Below are 18034 nucleotides of genomic sequence, written 5' to 3'. Positions count from 1 at the left end.
GCGCCCTCGACCCGTAGTGACCCACGGGTTTACCGATACCACCTGTAGCAGGTACCGTCGGTACCGCACACTTTCCCGCACCACCCACGACCTGCGCGAAGGGGAATCACCCAGATGGCTTCCACCGACTCGATGTCCTTGGCCGACAAGGGCCAGCGACTTGGCCTGCGCCTGATCGCCAAGGCCGGCGGTCTCCCCGGCCTGAAGGACAAGGAGGTGCGCGCCAAGGTCGAGCGGTACCTGTACAAGGGCGCCGTCACCGGGTTCAAGGCCCAGACCGCCGCCGGGCGGGCCTTCGCCGAGCGGCAGGGAGCGGGCGACCCCGCGCGCGTCGCGCCGGCCAAGCCCAGGGCCCTGTTCGACCTCACGCCCAGTGAGGACCAGCGGATGATCCAGGGCGTCGCGCGCGAGCTCGCGGACGAGGTCATCCGGCCGGCGGCGGCGCAGGCGGACGCCGAGCGCACCATCCCCGCCGAGGTCCGCACCGCGGCCGCCGAGATGGGCCTGCACCTCCTCGGTGTCCCCGCCGAGCTCGAGGGCATCGCCGAGGAGCGCTCCGCCGTGACCGGCGCGATCGTGCTGGAGGAGCTCGCCCGCGGGGACATGGGCATCACCACCGCGATCATGGCCCCCGCCGCGGTCGCGACGGCCATCGCCAGCTACGGCGACGCCGACCAGCAGGCCACCTACCTGCCCGAGTTCACCAGCGAGGACCCGCCCACCGCAGCCCTCGCCCTCCACGAGCCGCAGCCGCTGTTCGACCCCTTCGCGTTGCGGACCACCGGTCGGGTCGAGGGCGACGAGATCGTCCTCGACGGCATCAAGGCGATCGTGCCCGGGGCGAGCGCCGCAGACCTCTTCGTCGTCTCCGCGGCGATCGACGGCGAGCCCCGTCTCGTCATCGTCACGCCGGGCACCGAGGGCGTGCAGACGCAGGACGACCCCGCCATGGGTGTCCGCGCCGCCACTACCGCGCGCCTCTTCCTGGAGGGCGTACGCGTCCCGCGGTCCGACCTGCTCGGCACCACCGAGGACCACGCCGATGCCGTGCGCCGGGCGCGTCTGGCGTGGGCCGCGGCCGCCGTCGGCACCTCGCAGGCGGTCCTGGACCACGTGAGCGGGTACGTCAAGGAGCGCAAGGCCTTCGGCGAGCCCATCGGGTACCGCCAGGCAGTCGCTTTCACCGTCTCCGACATCGCCATCGAGCTGGCCGGCCTGCGCCTCGTCGTCTGGAAGGCCGCCGCCCGCCTCGACCGCGGTGAGGACGCCTCCGCCGAGATCGCCCAGGCCCGCAGCCTCGTCAGCCGCCACGCCACGTGGATCGGCTCGAGCGGCGTGCAGCTGCTCGGCGGCCACGGCTTCGTCAAGGAGTTCGACAACGAGCGCTGGTACCGCGACCTGCGGGGCGCCGGGGTCCTCGAGGGCACGCTGCTCGTCTGAGCGCGCCCCCCTTCCTCATCCCGACCTGACACGAAGGACACGATCATGATCGACCTCGAGGTTCCGAAGAAGTTCCGCCCCCTCGTCGCCCAGGCGCGCGGCATGGCCGAGGAGGTCTTCTGGCCCATCTCGCGCAAGTACGACCGAGCGGAGCACGAGTACCCCGCCGAGCTCGACCTCGTCTCGGCCGTCATCGACGGCATGGCCGACGGTGGCGCCGGCCAGGGGGCCGGTGCGTCCTCCTCGACCCGCGCCGAGGACGGCGGTGCCCAGGAGGGCGACGTCGCAGCCGTCGGCTCCGGGCGCAGGGCCGGCACGCGTGAGGACTCCGCCAACCGCAACGGCTCCAACATCTCCTCCGTCCTGTCCATCCTGGAGACCTGCCGCGGCGACGTCGGCCTGACGCTGTCGATCCCGCGCCAGGGCCTCGGCAACGCTGCCATCGCGGCCGTCGCCAACGACGAGCAGAAGGCGCGCTACGCGGGCAAGTGGGCCGCCATGGCGATCACCGAGCCCGACGTCGGCTCCGACTCCGGCGCCATCCGCACCACGGCGGTCAAGGACGGCGACGAGTACGTCCTCAACGGCGAGAAGATCTTCGTCACCTCCGGCGAGCGCGCCGAGCTGGTCGTCGTGTGGGCGACGCTCGACCGCAGCCTCGGCAAGACGGCGATCAAGTCCTTCGTCGTCAGCCGGGAGAACCCCGGGCTGCAGCTCGTGCGTCTCGAGCACAAGCTCGGCATCCGGGCCTCCGACACCGCGGCCTTCGTCCTCGACGACTGCCGGGTGCCCGCCGAGGACCTGCTCGGCGACCCGGAGATCAGGATCGAGGGCGGCTTCGGCGGCGCGATGCAGACCTTCGACAACACCCGGCCGCTCGTCGCGGCGATGGCCCTGGGCCTGACCCGCGCCTCGCTCGACCGGACCACCGAGCTCCTCCGGGAGGCCGGCGTCGCGGTCGACTGGGACCGCCCGGGCAACGTCCAGTCCGCTGCGGCCGCGAATCTCATCGAGATGGAGGCCGACTACCAGAGCGCCTACCTGCTGACGCTGCGTGCGGCCTGGATGGCGGACAACGGCAAGCCGAACTCCATGGAGGCCTCCATGGCGAAGGCCAAGGCGGGCCGCACCTGCGTCGACGTCGCGCTCGCGTGCGTCGAGCTGGCGGGCGCCACCGGGTACGCCGAGACCGAGCTGCTCGAGAAGTGGGCCCGCGACTGCAAGATCCTCGACATCTTCGAGGGGACGCAGCAGATCCAGCTGCTCGTCGTCGCCCGGCGCATCCTCGGGTACTCGAGCAAGGAGCTCAAGTAGTCCGAGGCCGCGCCGCGCCTAGGATGCGGACGTGGTGGTCATCGCGGTGTGCAGTCTCAAGGGCGGGGTCGGCAAGACGTCCGTGACCCTCGGGATGACCTCGGCCGCCCGTGAGGCCGGGCTGCGCACCCTCGTCGTCGACCTCGACCCGCAGGGGGACTCGACGGCCGGGCTCGACATCGAGGACGAGGTCACCTCGAGCAGCGCCCTGGTCATCGAGGAGCCGCGCCGTCGCAACCTGCGCGCCGCCACCCGGCGCAGTCACTGGAGCGAGGGCGCGGCGGCGCCGATCGACGTGGTCGTCGGCGGCCTGGACCTGGCCCGGCTCGACCGGACCGACCTCTCCAGCCGTGGGCTGACCTCCCTTCGCACCGTGCTCGACAAGGTCGACGACGAGTACGACCTCGTCATCGTCGACTGCCCCCCGTCGCTGGGTGGCCTGACGCGCATCGGCCTCGCCGCGGCCGACCGAGCCGTGATCGTCACCGAGCCCGGTGTCTTCGCGATCGCGGCCGCCGACCGGGCCCTGCGGGCCGTGCACGAGGTGCGCACCTCCCTCGCGCCGCGGCTGCAGCCGCTCGGCATCGTCATCAACCGCGTGCGCGCGCACATCGGCGAGCACCAGTACCGCGTCGAGGAGCTGACCTCGCTCTTCGGTCCTCTCGTGCTCTCCCAGCACATCCCCGAGCGCACGTCCGTGCAGCGCGCCCAGGGCGCCTACGCCCCGATCCACGCCTTCCGCGGCTCCGGGGCGCGTGAGGTCGCGGGGCTCTTCGACGGGATCCTGGCGCACGCCCTGCGTGCCGCTCGCCGCACCGCCGGGCGGTAGGTCGAGAAGGGACGCTGCTTCGGCCCCATCGGTGTGACTCGCGTCATATCGTGGCCTGCATGCCCGGCTGACGTCCGGGACCAAACTCTGGGAGGAAATTCATGCGACACACACGCATGGTCTCGGCCCTGGGCGCCTGCGCGCTCGGGCTGACCGGATTGGCGGCGACCACCACTGCCGCCGCTGCGCCCACCGTGGACAGTGGAGTGAGCTCGACCACGGGCCCCGCCAAGCACTACGTGGTCCTGGCGGACCGCGGCGGCAGCGCCAAGGCGCTCGCCGCCCGTCTCAAGGCGAAGGGAGCGAAGATCACCTCGGTCAACGAAGCCGTCGGCATGGTCACGCTCACCTCGACCGACACCCGGTTCGCGGCCAAGGCCCGTGGCATGAGCGGTGTCTTCGGCGCCGCGGACGAGGGCGTCGTCGGTCGCTCACCGCAGCCGAAGAAGAAGGACGGTGTCGAGCGCCCCGACCGGGTCAAGGCCAAGGGTGGGGCTACCAAGGCCGACGCCAAGGGCGGCCCGGACCCGCTCGACGACAAGCTGTGGGGCATGGACATGATCCAGGCGCCGCAGGCGCAGGCGATCGAGTCCGGCGACAACCGCGTCAAGGTCGGCATCATCGACACCGGCGTCGACGCGAGCCACCCGGACATCGCGCCGAACTTCGACCACAAGCTCTCGCGCAACTTCACCACAGACATGCCCGACGTCGACGGTCCCTGCGAGGTCGAGTCCTGTGTCGACCCGGCCGACGTCGACAACGGTGGCCACGGCACGCACGTCGCCGGCACCGTCGCGGCCGCGAAGAACGGCATCGGCGTCTCGGGCGTCGCCCCCGACGTCTCGATCGTCAACGCGCGTGCCGGCCAGGACTCGGGCTACTTCTTCGTCGGCCCGACCGTCAACGCCCTCACCTACTCGGCCGACGCAGGGCTCGACGTGGTCAACATGAGCTTCTACGTCGACCCGTGGGCGTACAACTGCGTGGGCGGTGCCCCGGAGGACACGCCGGAGGAGGCCGCCGAGCAGGACATGATCATCGAGTCGATGTCCCGGGCCCTGCGGTACGCGCACTCCAAGGACGTCACGATGGTCGGTGCCCTCGGCAACTCCGCGGAGGACCTGGCCAATGTCACCTTCGACGACTCCAGCCCCGACTACCCGGAGGGTGCCGCCCACCCGCGGACCATCGACAACGCGAGCTGCTACGACCTGCCGGTCGAGGGGCCCGAGGTCATCGGTGTCTCGGCCGTGGGCCCGTCGGAGCGCAAGTCCTACTACTCGAACTACACGACGGACCTGCAGTCCGGCGAGATCGAGGTCAGCGCCCCCGGTGGTGACTCCCGCGAGTACTTCGGGACCCCGGACTACCGCAGCCCGGCCAACCTGATCCTCTCCTCCGTCCCGGAGAACGTCGTGAAGTCCGAGGGCTCGGTCGACGAGGACGGCAACATCACGGAGTTCGGTGAGGGCTACGTCTTCAAGGACTGCGGCACGGTCAAGGGCAAGGAGGCCTGCGGGTACTACGAGTACTACCAGGGCACCTCGATGGCCTCACCGCACGCCGCGGGCGTCTCGGCGCTCATCGTCAGCCGCTACGGCAAGGTCGAGGGCAAGGAGGGCTTCGGTCTCGACGCGGACACCACCCGCGACATCCTGATGGGCTCGGCCCGCAACAAGGCCTGCCCGGAGCCGCGCACCTTCGTCTACCCGGGTCTGCCCGCCGCCTACACGGCGGAGTGCGTCGGTGACGAGGACTTCAACGGCTTCTACGGCGACGGCATCATCAATGCCTACGCCGCGGTCGCGCCGAAGAAGCGCTGACGCGCCACCACCGCAGGAGGGCCGGTCACCGCGAGGTGTCCGGCCCTTCGTGCGCCAACAGCTCGTACGCCTCGACCATCGCCGGGCCGTACCAGGTGAGCAGTCGGCCGCTGACGAGCCGGGTCGGTACCCGCTCGAAGGCCTCCGGGCCGTCCTCGGGCGTGAAGACGTAGGGCTCGTCGGGCAGGAGGACGAGGTCGACGTCCTCGCGGTCGATGTCCGCGAGCTCGACGTGCGGGTAGCGCTGCGACGGGTCTGCGTCCGGCCCCGCGCAGGCGTTGGTCCAGCCGAGCCTGCTGAGCAGGTCGGTCGTGTAGGTCCGGGGGCCGACGACCATCCACGGGTCGCGCCAGATCGGGACGACCACCCGACCGCGGTCGGCCGGCGGGGGAGCCGACCACACCTCGTCGGCGCGCTCGAGCCAGGCCGGCGCGGCGAGGTCGAGCGCCTCGGTGAAGAGACGGCGCATCGACGTGATCGCCTGCGGCACGGTCTCGATGTCGGTGACCCAGACGGTGGTCCCGCGCTCGCGGAGGCGGCGCACGTCGAGCTCGCGGTTCTCCTCCTTGTTGGCCACGACGAGGTCGGGGGAGAGCCCGGCGATCGCACGCAGGTCGGGGTTCTTCGTCCCGCGCACCCGCGCGACCGCGAGGTCGGTGGGGTACGTGCACCAGTCCGTCGCCCCGACGAGGCGCTCCGGGCAGGTCGCGGCGATCGCCTCGGTGAGGCTCGGCACGAGCGAGACGACCCGCTGCAGGGGCGAAGGGAGGTCGACCGGGGCGTCCAGGTCGTCGCGAGCGGTCATCGCCCCGCCAGGGCGAGGGCGAGCAGCTCGCTGAGCGCCATCGCCGAGATCGCCAGGGCCAGCGCGAAGGGGGCCCGGCCGTCACGTCGTCGGGAGGGCTCGACCGGCGCGGCGGCGTACCGCCGCCGGCCGAGCACGAAGGCTGCGCCCGCCAGCCCCAGGGTGGCGAGCATGATGACGAGCGCCGCGGGGCCGAGCTGACCGGAGGTGTGCCGGGCGATGATCGCCGCGCCGGCGGCGGCCGCGAGGGCGGTCCGCTGCCAGGCCAGCGCGGTGCGCTCCGGCTGGGCGCCGTGCGGCGCCGACCGCGCGAGCTCGCTCATCCCCGGCTCACCTCCCCGCCACGACGACGGTGAGCACGGCCGCCGCCACGAGGATGACGCCCGTGACGACGGCGGCCGCCACGCCGAGGGAGGGCAGGGGCTCGGCGCGGCGCATGGCGCGCTCGGCCATCGCCCACCGGAGGAAGGCCAGGACCGGGCAGAGCGCGCCGAGGACGAGCAGCATCGCCGCCAGCCCGCGCGTGATCGCCTCGGGCGCCCCGAGGTCGAGCACGTCGACGGCCACCCCCGCGGCGAGCAGCGCGAGCGTCGTGCGCAGCCATGCGAGGAAGGTCCGCTCGTTGGCGAGGGAGAAGCGGTAGTCCGGTTCCTCCCCTTCGCCGTACACCTGCGACGGCCAGCGATCAGTGCTCACACGTTGCGACGGTACTGCCCGCCGACCTCGAAGAAGGCGTCGGTCACCTGCTGCAGGCTGCACACGCGCGCGGCGTCCATCAGGACGTCGAAGACGTTGGCATCGGTGGTCGCCGCCTCCTTGAGGCGGGCGATCGCCTGCTCGGCCTCCTCGCGGTGCGTCTCCTGGTACGCGCGTACGCGCTGCAGCTGCGAGACCTTCTCGGACTCGGTGGCGCGGGCGAGCTCGATCTCGTCGGCCTCCCCCTTCGACCCGTCCTCGCGGAGGAAGGTGTTGACGCCGATGATCGGCAGCGTGCCGTCGTGCTTGCGGTGCTCGTAGAGCATCGACTCGTCCTGGATCCTGCCCCGCTGGTACCCGGTCTCCATGGCGCCGAGGACGCCACCGCGGTCGCTGATCCGGTCGAACTCGACGAGCACGGCCTCCTCGACGAGGTCGGTGAGCTCGTCCATGAGGTAGCTGCCCTGGAGGGGGTTCTCGTTGAAGGAGACGCCCCACTCGCGGCTGATGATCAGCTGGATCGCGAGCGCCCGGCGCACCGACTCCGTCGACGGGGTGGTGACGGCCTCGTCGTAGGCGTTGGTGTGCAGGCTGTTGGCGTTGTCGTAGAGCGCGTTGAGCGCCTGCAGCGTCGTGCGGATGTCGTTGAAGTCCATCTCCTGCGCGTGCAGCGACCGGCCGGAGGTCTGGATGTGGTACTTCAGCTTCTGGCTGCGCTCGTTGGCCCCGTACTTCTCCTTCATCGCCACGGCCCAGATGCGGCGGGCGACCCGGCCGAGGACCGCGTACTCCGGGTCCATGCCGGAGGAGAAGAAGAAGGACAGGTTGGGCGCGAAGTCGTTGATGTCCATGCCGCGCGCGAGGTAGGTCTCGACGTAGGTGAACCCGTTCGCGAGGGTGAAGGCGAGCTGGCTGATGGGGTTCGCCCCGGCCTCGGCGATGTGGTACCCGGAGATCGAGACCGAGTAGAAGTTGCGCACCTGCTGCTCGATGAACCACTCCTGGATGTCGGCCATCATCCGCAGCGAGAACTCGGTGGAGAAGAGGCAGGTGTTCTGCCCCTGGTCCTCCTTGAGGATGTCCGCCTGGACGGTGCCGCGGACGTTGTGCAGCGCGTGGGCGCGCAGCTCCTCGGCCTCGGCGGCGGAGGGCTCGCGGCCCTCGCGCTCGCGGAAGGCGTCGACCTGCTGGTCGATCGCGGTGTTGAGGAAGAAGGCGAGGACCGTCGGCGCGGGGCCGTTGATGGTCATCGACACGCTCGTCGAGGGGGAGAGCAGGTCGAAGCCCGAATACAGCGCCTTCATGTCCTCGAGGGTCGCGACGGAGACGCCGGAGGTGCCGACCTTGCCGTAGATGTCCGGGCGCTCGCCGGGGTCGCGACCGTAGAGGGTCACGGAGTCGAAGGCAGTCGACAGGCGCGTGGCGGGCTGCCCCTCGGAGAGCAGCTTGAACCGGCGGTTGGTGCGGAAGGGGTCGCCCTCGCCGGCGAACATGCGCGCCGGGTCCTCGTTGTCCCGCTTGAACGGGAAGACGCCGGCGGTGAAGGGGAAGCGGCCGGGGAGGTTCTCCCGGCGCCAGAAGCTCACGAGCTCGCCGTGGTCGGTGGTCCGGGGGAGCGCGACGCGGGAGATCTTGTTGCCCGACAGCGACTCCTTGAAAAGGCGTGTGCGCACAGGCTCTTTTCGTCCCCGGATCGTCACGACCTGCTCGTCGCCCGAGTAGGACTCGACGACGCTCGGCCAGGCCTCGATCTGCTCGCCGATCTCCGCGGGGAGGGTCGTGCGGGCGGCATCGAGCAGCTCGTCGACGCCGTGACCGTCCTTGCCGGCCGCGGTCAGCTCGTCGTCGACGAGCGCGAGCCGCTGCACGCGACGCGCGGTCTCGGCGAGCCGCGCGGTCTCGGCGTGGTACCCACGCACGGTCTCGGCGATCTCGGCGAGGTAGCGCACCCTGGTGGCGGGCACGAGCTGGTCGAAGCGGGTGGAGTACTTCGTCGCGACCGGTGCGAGCTGGCCCTCCTCGACGTGCAGCCCCTTGTCGGTGAGCAGGTCCCGGACGTGGTGGTACAGCGCGGTGACGCCGTCGTCGTTGAAGGTCGCGGCCGAGGTGCCGAAGACCGGCATGTCCTCGGGACGCTGGCCGAAGGCCTCGCGGTTGCGCACGAGCTGGCGCGCGACGTCACGCAGTGCGTCGGCCGCGCCACGGCGCTCGAACTTGTTGATCGCGACCACCTCGGCGAAGTCGAGCATGTCGATCTTCTCCAGCTGGCTGGCCGCGCCGAACTCCGGCGTCATGACGTACATCGGCACGTCGACGAAGGGGATGATCGCGGCGTCGCCCTGCCCGATGCCGGGCGTCTCCACGATGACGAGGTCGTAGCCGGCCGCCTTGATGATGTCGATGACGGTCTGCAGCGAGTCGGGGACCTCGCGGTCGCCGCGGGTGGCGAGCGAGCGGAAGAACACGGGGGAGGCGCCGGACGTGGACTCGCCGAGGGAGTTCATCCGGATCCGGTCGCCGAGGAGGGCACCGCCGCCCTTGCGGCGGGTCGGGTCGACCGCGATGACGGCGATGCGCAGCTTGTCCTGCTGGTCGACGCGGAAGCGGCGGACGAGCTCGTCGGTGAGCGAGGACTTGCCCGAGCCGCCGGTGCCGGTGAGACCGAGGACGGGGGCGGAGGATCGACGTGCCGCCTCCGCGATGCCGCCGAGGAAGGCCTCGTCGAGGTGGCCGAGCTCGGCGCCGGAGATGGCGCGGGCGACGGCGGCGCGCTCGCCGGCGAGGACCGGCTCGAGGGCGACGGGGCCCTCCTCCCACACGTCGGTGTCGCAGTCCCGGATGAGCGTGTTGATCATGCCGGGCAGGCCGAGCCGCTGGCCGTCCTCGGGGGAGAAGATGCGCACACCCGCCTCGCGCAACCGGTCGATCTCCTCGGGGACGATGACGCCGCCACCGCCGCCGAAGACCTTGACGTGACCCGCGCCCTGCTCGCGCAGCAGCTGCGTCAGGTACTCGAAGTACTCGACGTGCCCGCCCTGGTAGGACGAGACGGCGACGCCCTGGACGTCCTCGTCGATCGCCGCGTCGACGACCTCCTGGACGGAGCGGTTGTGACCGAGGTGGACGACCTCCGCCCCCTGGCTCTGCATGATCCGTCGCATGATGTTGATCGATGCGTCGTGCCCGTCGAAGAGCGCGGACGCGGTCACGAAACGGACCGGGTGGGTCGGGGAGTGCAGCTCGGGCGTGGCAGGCGCAGCCATCGGTGAGTCCTCGTCGTCGGGGAGCCGGTACGGACAAATACTAGGACATCCAAGTAAATGCCGAAACCCCCGCCCTCGCTCCCTGAGGAGCTTGCGCAGGCGGTCTGCCCCTCGCTCCCTGAGGAGCTCGCGCTCGCGGGCTTCCCCTCGCTCCCTGAGGAGCTTGCGCAGGCGGTCTGCCCCTCGCTCCCTGAGGAGCTTGCGCAGGCGGTCTGCCCCTCGCTCCCTGAGGAGCTTGCGCAGCAAGCGTCGCGAAGGGTCACTCCACGGTGTCGCCGTGCGCCGCGCGAAGGGAGCCGAGCAGCGCGGTCGCAGAACGCACCTCGTCCGCCGCGAGCCCCGGCGAGCGGAACACGCACGCGTTGAGGTCGGCGGTCGCGGCCTCGACGCGCTCCTCGCCGGCGCGGGTGAGCGAGGCGAGGACGACCCGTCGGTCGGTCTCGCGGCGCAGCCGCTCGACGAGCCCGTGCGCCTCGAGCCGCGCCACGGCACTCGTCACGCTCGTCGCATGCACCTGGAGGAGCGAGCCGAGGCGACTCATCGGCATGGACCGACGTCGGCTGAAGGCGAGCAGTCGCAGGATCTCGTACCGGGCGAAGCTCAGCTCGTGCGGGCGCAGGGCGGTCTCGATGCGCTCGACGAGCAGCTGGTTGGCCCGGGTGATCGAGGTGATCAGGGCCATGCCGTCGGCGGCGTCGTCCCACCCGTGGGCGACCCACTGGTCGTGGGCCGCGGCGATGGGGTCCCGGTCGGTCATGCAGGAGATCCTAGGACGTCCATGCAACCTCAGGAGGCCAGCCACCAGCCGAGGGAGACGAGGGCCAGGCCGAGGGCGAGGTTGAGGACGACGTCGGCGACCGCGTGGCGGGGGCGCCCGGAGCGGGCCGCCGAGGCGACCTCGACCGCGTGCGTGGCGAAGGTCGTGAAGGCCCCGCAGAACCCGATCCCCGCGAGAGGGAGCAACCAGCCGGAGGAGCCGCCGGAGGCATGCCCGGCGACGAGCCCGAGCAGGAGCGAACCGGTGGCGTTGACCGCGAGCACGCCTCCCGCGGGCGTCGCACCCCGGGCGCGAAGGGAGGTCATCACCAGGTGTCGGGACGCGGCCCCGAGGGCCGCGCCGAGCGCGACGAGCAGCGCGGTCACAGCTCCTCCTGGTCGATCGCGGTGTCGTCGACGAGCGGCGGTGTGTGCCAGAGCCGCTCGCCGATGACGAGCCCGGCGAGCGCCGCACCGACACCGAGCCCGAGGGTGAGCGCGAGGTAGCCGAGCAGGCCGCCGAGACCGTCGGTCGCGAGTGCGTGCCCGTCGAGCGCCAACGTCGAGTAAGTCGTCCAGCCGCCGAGCAGCCCGACGGCGACGAAGGGCCGCACGAGCGGGTGCCGCTGCGCCGCACCGAGCCACGCGACGAGCAGGCCGAGCGTGAGGGCGCCGGTGAGGTTGACGACCACCGTGCCCCACGGGGCTCCGGCCGCCGAGGAGACCGCCCAGCGCCCGAGCGAGCCGAGGACGCCGCCCGCGGCGACGGCGAGGAGGGTCCACCCTTCCCCCGGGGCCCGGCTCATGCCCGCTGGGTCTCGAGGAACTCCGCGATACGTCCGATCGCCTCGGTGAGGACGTCCTCGTCGGGCAGGGTCACCAGACGGAAGTGGTCGGTGTCCGGCCAGTTGAAGCCGGTGCCGTGGGTGACGAGGATCTTCTTGGCGCGCAGCAGCTCGATGACGAAGGCCTCGTCGTCGTCGATCCGGTAGACCTCCGGGTCGAGCCTCGGGAAGCAGTAGAGCGCGCCCCTCGGCTCGACGCAGCTGACGCCCGGGATCTCGTTGAGCAGGCGCGAGGCGAGCTTGATCTGGTCGTGGTACCGACCGCCGGGGACGATCAGCTCGTTGATCGACTGGTACCCGCCGAGCGCCGTCTGGATCGCGTGTTGGGCCGGCACGTTCGCGCACATCCGCATGTTGGCCAGGAGGGTGAGACCCTCCAGGAAGTCCGCCGCCAGGTGCTTCGGCCCCGAGATCATCACCCAGCCGGCGCGGTACCCGCAGACCCGGTAGGCCTTGGACAGGCCGGAGAAGGTCAGGCACAGCACGTCGTCGTCGGCGTACTCGGCGGCGTGGTGGTGGACGGCGTCGTCGAAGATGATCTTCTCGTAGATCTCGTCGGCCATGACGACGAGATCATGACGCCGCGCGATGTCGACGAGCCCGCGGACGATCTCCGGCGAGTAGACCGCACCCGTCGGGTTGTTGGGGTTGATGATGACGAGCGCGTGGGTGTTGTCGGTGATCTTGGACTCGATGTCCGCCAGGTCGGGGTTCCACCCGTTGCCCTCGTCGCACCGGTAGTGCACGGGCGTGCCGCCGGCGAGCGAGACGGCGCCGGTCCACAGCGGGTAGTCCGGTGCCGGGATGAGGATCTCGTTGCCGTTGTCGACGAAGGCCTGCAGCACCATCGAGATCAGCTCGGACACGCCGTTGCCGATGTAGACGTCCTCGACGGTCGTCTCCCGCAGCCCGCGCGACTGGTAGTACTGCGCCACCGCGGTGCGGGCCGAGTAGATCCCCTTGCTGTCGACGTAGCCCTGCGAGCCGGGCAGGTGCCGGGTCATGTCGGCGACGATCGCCTCGGGGGCCTCGAAGCCGAAGGGGGCGGTGTTGCCGATGTTGAGCTTGAGGATCTTGTGGCCCTCGGCCTCGAGGCGCTGGGCCTCGACGAGGATGGGGCCGCGCACGTCGTAACGCACGTCCTTCAGCTTGCGGCTCTGGCGGATCTGGCGCATGGCGTCAGTCTCTCAGGGAGAGGGGCCGATGCCCGGCAACGACCGGCCGACGGACCCGGCGGGCTACATCCCCGTCGTCGAGCGGGGGTAGGGGATCTGCGGGTCCGTGACGATGTTGACGAGGTACGGCACGCCGGCGGCGAAGGCCCGGTCGAGGGCCGGCCCGATCTGCGCCGGGTCCGTGACGAGCTCACCGGCACCGCCGAGCGCCGTGACCACCTGGTCGTAGCGGGTCCGGGGGGCGAGGTCGGTGGCGACGTCGTAGCCGTAGAGCATCTGCATCGGCTGCTTCTCCAGCCCCCACGCGCTGTTGTTGCCCATGACGATGACGACCGGGAGGTCGTGCCGCACGAGCGTGTCGACGTCCATGAGCGACAGGCCGGAGGCCCCGTCGCCGAGGAGCAGCACGACCTGGGACGAAGGGCGGGCCACCCGGGCCGCGATCGCCGCACCGAGGCCGGCGCCGAGGCAGCCGAAGGGGCCGGGGTCCAGCCACCCGCCCGGACGTTGCGGCTCGACGAACCGCCCGGCCCAGGAGACGAAGTCGCCGCCGTCGCCGATGACGACCGCGTCCTCCGCGAGGCGGGGGAGCAGCTCCCCGTAGATGCGGGCCGGGTGCGCGGGCGAGACCGCGCTCGTCAGCAGCTCCCGGTCCCGGCTCGCGCGGCCGGCGGCCTCCTCGGCGAGCCGGTCCGTCCAGGCCGTCCAGTCCGCGTGGCCGCGTGCCGTGACCGCGGCGAGCAGGGCGTCGAGGACGAGCGTGAGGTCACCGGAGGCGCTCGCCGCCGGCTCCGCGTGCGAGCTGACCTGCCCGAGGGAGTCGGCGATGTGCACGACCTGCGCGTCCGCTCCTCCGAGGCCGCCGAACTGCCCGTAGGCGAGCCGGAAGTCGAGCGGTGTGCCGACGACGACCGCGAGGTCGCACTCGCCGACAGCGGTCCTGCGCGCCCTGCCGACGAGCAGCGGGTGCCCGCCGGGGAGGATGCCACGGCCCATGCCGTTGGTCAGGGTCGGCAGGCCGAGCTCCTCGACGAGGCGCAGCGCCGACTCCTCCGCGCCGTCGCTCCACACGTCGGTGCCGAGGACGAGCAGCGGACGTTCGGCGCGGGCCACGAGCCCGGCGACGGCGTCGACGTCACCGCTCGTCGGCTGCTGGGGCAGGGGCGCGCTCGCCTCGACCGGCGCCCCCTCGGCGTCGCCGAAGAGCTCGTCCATCGGGATGTCGAGGAAGACCGGGCCCCGGTGCGGCGCCGCCGCGAGGTGTAAGGCCTCGTCGACCTCGTCGGCGATCTCGTCGACCGAGCCGACCGTCGCCGCGCGCTTGGTGACCGGCCCGAGCAGGCGGGGGTGGTCGAGCTCCTGGAGCGCCCCCCTTCCCCACGAGAAGGATGCCGCCCGGCCGCCGAGGACGACGAGGGGGGAGCCCGAGAAGTGCGCCTGGGTGATGGCGCTGATCCCGTTGGTGACGCCGGGGCCGGCGGTGAGCACTGCCAGGCCGGGTGTGCGGGTCAGCTTGCCCATCGCCTCGGCCGCGAAGACCGCGGTCTGCTCGTGGCGCACGTCGAGCAGGCGCATCGGCGGCTCGGCGCGGACCGCGCCGTCGTAGAGCGGGAACACGTGGGCGCCCGTGAGCGTGAACATCGTGCTCACCCCGTGCGCCGCCGCGGCGGAGACGGCGCACGCGCCGCCGCTGACCTCGTCGAAGTGCTCCATGCGCCCCTAGGTTACTCTTCGGTAGGTCCGTAGGGTGGCGGGGTGAGCACCGACCCTTCGCACACCGTGTGGGACGACGAGGAGGCCGCCCGGGAGGCGGCCATCGCCGAGGAGCACCTCGCCGAGGACGAAGGGGAGGCCCCTCCCGTCGACGACGCGGACTGAGCGCCGACCGGGACTGTCCAGTGAGACGAGACGCCGTCTCACCTCGTGGCCTGTGATCATCGTCCCCATCCCAGACCCACGGGTGGCGTGGGGGCCTGTCGTAGGTTGCCCACCAACCACACCCACACCCCTGACCAGGAGTGACGATGCGACTTGGCGTGCCCAAGGAGTCGAAGCGCGGAGAAACCCGCGTCGCGGCGACCCCCAGAACGGTCGAGCAGCTGATCAAGCTCGGATACGACGTCGTCGTCGAGCCCGGTGCCGGTGAGGCCTCCGCCTACCCGGACCAGGCCTACCTCGACGCCGGAGCCACCCTCGAGCCCGCCGAGCAGGTGTGGGCCAGCGACGTCGTCGCCAAGATCAACGCGCCCTCCGACGAAGAGGTGCCGCGCCTGCGGTCCGGGGCGATCCTCGCCTCCCTGCTCGCGCCGGCGCTCAACCCCGACAAGGTCGAGGCGCTGCGCGCCCAGGGCGTCACCGCGCTGGCGATGGACGCCGTGCCGCGCATCTCGCGCGCGCAGTCGCTCGACGTGCTCTCCTCGATGGCCAACATCGCGGGCTACCGCGCGGTCGTCGAGTCCGCGCACGAGTTCGGTGGCCTCTTCACCGGACAGGTGACGGCCGCGGGCAAGGTCCCGCCGGCCAAGGTCCTCGTCTGCGGGGCCGGCGTCGCCGGCCTGGCGGCGATCGGTGCCGCCGGTTCGCTCGGTGCGATCGTGCGCGCCTTCGACGTGCGCCCCGAGGTCGCCGAGCAGGTCGAGTCGATGGGCGCCGAGTTCCTCCGGATCGACGTCCAGCAGGAGGTCTCGAGCGACGGCTACGCCAAGGAGACCGGCGAGGACTTCAACCGCAAGGCCGCCGAGCTGTACGCGGAGCAGGCCAAGGACGTCGACATCATCATCACGACGGCCCTCATCCCCGGCCGGCCGGCGCCGCGCCTCATCACCGAGGAGATGGTCGCCTCGATGAAGCCGGGCTCGGTCATCATCGACATGGCGGCCGGCTCCGGCGGCAACGTCGCCGGGTCCGTCGCGGACGAGCGTGTCGTCACCGAGGGCGGCGTGCGGATCATCGGCTACACCGACCTCGCGGGCCGCCTGCCCACGCAGGCCAGCCAGCTCTTCGGCACCAACATCGTCAACCTGCTCAAGCTGCTGACCCCGGACAAGGACGGTCGGCCCGTCCTCGACATGGAGGACACCGTCGTGCGCGGCATGACGGTCACCCGGGCCGAGGAGACCCTCTGGCCGCCGCCGCCCGTGCAGGTCTCCGCGGCTCAGAGCGCCCCGGCCGCCGCGGCACAGGTCGAGCCCGAGCCCGCGAAGCCCGTCGACCCCAACCGCAAGTTCTGGCTCATCGGCGGGGCAGCGGTGGTCTTCCTCGTCCTCGCCGCCTTCATGCCGGCCGCCTTCCTGTCGCACTTCATCGTCTTCGCGCTCGCGGTCGTCATCGGCTTCTACGTCATCGGGCACGTGCACCACGCGCTGCACACGCCGCTGATGTCGGTGACCAACGCGATCTCCGGGATCATCGTCGTCGGGGCCCTGTTGCAGGTCACCTCGTCGAACCTGACGATCCAGGTCGTCGCAGCCGCCGCCATCTTCTTCGCCAGCATCAACGTCTTCGGTGGCTTCACCGTGACGAACCGGATGCTCAACATGTTCCGGAAGGGCTGAGTCGTGCTGTCCACCGTCGTCACCGCCGCCTACATCGTCGCGGCGCTCCTCTTCATCCTGTCCCTGGCCGGCCTGAGCAGGCACGAGTCGGCCAAGCACGGCAACTGGTTCGGCGTGGCCGGCATGGCCATCGCCCTCCTCGCCACCATCGCCCTCGTCATCGACGGGGTCTACGGCGACGGCGAGGCCACCGACGCCGGCAAGTGGGGCCTGGGCGTCCTCGTCGTCACGATGGCCCTCGGCGGGCTCATCGGTGTGCGCATCGCCCGCCGGGTCGAGATGACCGGCATGCCCGAGCTCATCGCGATGATGCACTCCTTCGTCGGCCTGGCCGCCGTGCTCGTCGGCTACAACACCTTCTTCGCGTCGCACGGTGACGGCGCCGAGGCGGTCGCCGAGCACAAGCGGCTCGAGGCGATCGACATGGTCGGCATCCACAACGGCGAGGTCTTCGTCGGCGTCTTCATCGGCGCAGTGACCTTCACCGGATCGATCGTCGCCTACCTCAAGCTCAGCGCGAAGATGAAGTCCTCGCCGCTCGTGCTCCCCGCGCGACACTGGCTCAACCTGCTCGCCGTGCTCGTCTCCGTCGCCCTGTGCGTCTGGTTCGTCGTCTCCCCTTCGCTCCTGCCGCTCGCGATCATGACGGTCATCGCGCTGCTCTTCGGCTGGCACCTCGTCGCCTCCATCGGCGGCGGCGACATGCCGGTCGTCGTCTCGATGCTCAACAGCTACTCGGGCTGGGCCGCGGCCGCCGCGGGCTTCATGCTCTCCAACGACCTGCTCATCGTCACCGGTGCGCTCGTCGGCTCCTCCGGTGCCTTCCTGAGCTACATCATGTGCAAGGCGATGAACCGCTCCTTCGTCTCCGTCATCGCCGGTGGCTTCGGCTCCGACGGCCAGGTCACGGGCGAGGACAAGGACTACGGCGAGCACCGCGAGATCCAGGCCGATGCCGTCGCCGAGCTGCTCCTCGAGGCCTCGTCGGTGGTCATCGCCCCGGGCTACGGCATGGCCGTCGCGCAGGCGCAGTACCCGGTCGCCGACCTCACCGCCCAACTGCGGGCGAAGGGGGTGGACGTCCGGTTCGGCATCCACCCGGTCGCCGGCCGCCTCCCGGGCCACATGAACGTCCTCCTCGCCGAGGCGAAGGTGCCCTACGACGTCGTGCTCGAGATGGACGAGATCAACGACGACTTCCCGGAGACGGACGTCGTCCTGGTCATCGGCGCCAACGACACGGTCAACCCGGCCGCGGCCGAGGACCCGACGAGCCCGATCGCCGGCATGCCGGTGCTCGAGGTGTGGAACGCCAAGGACGTCATCGTCTTCAAGCGCTCGATGGCCACGGGGTACGCGGGCGTCCAGAACCCGCTGTTCTTCCGGGACAACACCCAGATGCTCTTCGGCGACGCCAAGGACCGGGTGAGCGACATCCTCAAGGCCCTCTGAGGTCCTCCGGGCCACCGCACCACCGCACCACAGCACCACCGCACCACCGCGAAGGGCGGCGCTCACCTCATGGGGTGGG

16 protein-coding genes are annotated in these 18034 nt (G+C 71.3%); 7 read left to right on the top strand and 9 right to left on the bottom strand.

Features of this window, described 5'->3' with window-relative positions; translation table 11 throughout:
- The first annotated feature begins 114 nt into the window (after positions 1-114).
- From ABC138_RS07320 to ABC138_RS07305, 4 genes are all read left to right on the top strand, one after another.
- The gene (locus ABC138_RS07320; protein ID WP_169702079.1) at positions 115-1440 is read left to right on the top strand and encodes an acyl-CoA dehydrogenase family protein; all 1326 of its coding nucleotides are present in this window, start codon (positions 115-117) and stop codon (positions 1438-1440) included.
- Positions 1441-1485: 45 nt separating this feature from the next.
- Positions 1486-2754, top strand: a complete 1269-nt coding sequence (locus tag ABC138_RS07315; RefSeq protein WP_068329490.1) for an acyl-CoA dehydrogenase family protein — start codon at positions 1486-1488, stop codon at positions 2752-2754.
- Between the two features lie 31 nt (positions 2755-2785).
- Complete coding sequence (locus ABC138_RS07310) at positions 2786-3583, top strand: ParA family protein (RefSeq protein WP_068329492.1); 798 nt, start codon at positions 2786-2788, stop codon at positions 3581-3583.
- 101 nt (positions 3584-3684) lie between these two features.
- Complete coding sequence (locus ABC138_RS07305; protein ID WP_169702080.1) at positions 3685-5409, top strand: S8 family serine peptidase; 1725 nt, start codon at positions 3685-3687, stop codon at positions 5407-5409.
- 25 nt (positions 5410-5434) lie between these two features.
- Here ABC138_RS07305 and ABC138_RS07300 read toward each other — a convergent pair whose 3' ends face one another.
- From ABC138_RS07300 to ABC138_RS07260, 9 genes are all read right to left on the bottom strand, one after another.
- A complete protein-coding gene (locus tag ABC138_RS07300) occupies positions 5435-6214 on the bottom strand; it encodes a helical backbone metal receptor (protein ID WP_068329497.1) in 780 nt (259 codons plus the stop codon).
- On the bottom strand, positions 6211-6537 hold the full coding sequence (locus tag ABC138_RS07295) for a DUF202 domain-containing protein (protein WP_068329504.1): 327 nt from the start codon (positions 6535-6537) through the stop codon (positions 6211-6213). The genes ABC138_RS07300 and ABC138_RS07295 overlap by 4 nt, the downstream gene beginning before the upstream one ends.
- Positions 6538-6544: 7 nt before the next feature.
- Positions 6545-6910, bottom strand: coding sequence for a DUF202 domain-containing protein (locus ABC138_RS07290; protein ID WP_068329507.1), 366 nt, complete (start codon positions 6908-6910; stop codon positions 6545-6547).
- A complete protein-coding gene (icmF, locus tag ABC138_RS07285) occupies positions 6907-10173 on the bottom strand; it encodes a fused isobutyryl-CoA mutase/GTPase IcmF (protein WP_068329510.1) in 3267 nt (1088 codons plus the stop codon). Before icmF ends, ABC138_RS07290 begins: the two co-directional genes overlap by 4 nt.
- 259 nt (positions 10174-10432) lie before the next feature.
- Positions 10433-10930, bottom strand: a complete 498-nt coding sequence (locus tag ABC138_RS07280; RefSeq protein WP_068329513.1) for a MarR family transcriptional regulator — start codon at positions 10928-10930, stop codon at positions 10433-10435.
- Between the two features lie 29 nt (positions 10931-10959).
- Positions 10960-11316 (bottom strand): CrcB family protein, encoded by a 357-nt coding sequence (locus tag ABC138_RS07275; RefSeq protein WP_068329516.1) that lies wholly within the window; start codon positions 11314-11316, stop codon positions 10960-10962.
- Positions 11313-11735, bottom strand: a complete 423-nt coding sequence (locus ABC138_RS07270; RefSeq protein WP_068329519.1) for a CrcB family protein — start codon at positions 11733-11735, stop codon at positions 11313-11315. The genes ABC138_RS07275 and ABC138_RS07270 overlap by 4 nt, the downstream gene beginning before the upstream one ends.
- Positions 11732-12949 (bottom strand): pyridoxal phosphate-dependent aminotransferase, encoded by a 1218-nt coding sequence (locus ABC138_RS07265; RefSeq protein WP_068329523.1) that lies wholly within the window; start codon positions 12947-12949, stop codon positions 11732-11734. The genes ABC138_RS07270 and ABC138_RS07265 overlap by 4 nt, the downstream gene beginning before the upstream one ends.
- A 63-nt stretch (positions 12950-13012) precedes the next feature.
- Positions 13013-14662, bottom strand: coding sequence for an acetolactate synthase (locus tag ABC138_RS07260; protein WP_345913130.1), 1650 nt, complete (start codon positions 14660-14662; stop codon positions 13013-13015).
- A gap of 42 nt (positions 14663-14704) precedes the next feature.
- Here ABC138_RS07260 and ABC138_RS07255 point away from each other — a divergent pair, with 42 nt between their 5' ends.
- From ABC138_RS07255 to pntB, 3 genes are all read left to right on the top strand, one after another.
- Positions 14705-14827 (top strand): hypothetical protein, encoded by a 123-nt coding sequence (locus tag ABC138_RS07255; protein ID WP_255218353.1) that lies wholly within the window; start codon positions 14705-14707, stop codon positions 14825-14827.
- 146 nt (positions 14828-14973) lie between these two features.
- Entirely contained in the window at positions 14974-16503 is a 1530-nt protein-coding gene (locus ABC138_RS07250; protein ID WP_068424284.1) for a Re/Si-specific NAD(P)(+) transhydrogenase subunit alpha, read from the top strand.
- Positions 16504-16506: 3 nt separating this feature from the next.
- Positions 16507-17955 (top strand): Re/Si-specific NAD(P)(+) transhydrogenase subunit beta, encoded by a 1449-nt coding sequence (gene pntB, locus ABC138_RS07245; RefSeq protein ID WP_345913129.1) that lies wholly within the window; start codon positions 16507-16509, stop codon positions 17953-17955.
- Positions 17956-18034: the final 79 nt, after the last annotated feature.

The sequence above is a fragment of the Janibacter sp. LM genome (genome assembly GCF_039631275.1).
In the GTDB taxonomy this organism is placed as follows: Bacteria; Actinomycetota; Actinomycetes; order Actinomycetales; family Dermatophilaceae; genus Janibacter; species Janibacter terrae.
This window is presented reverse-complemented; position numbering and strand designations above follow the sequence as displayed.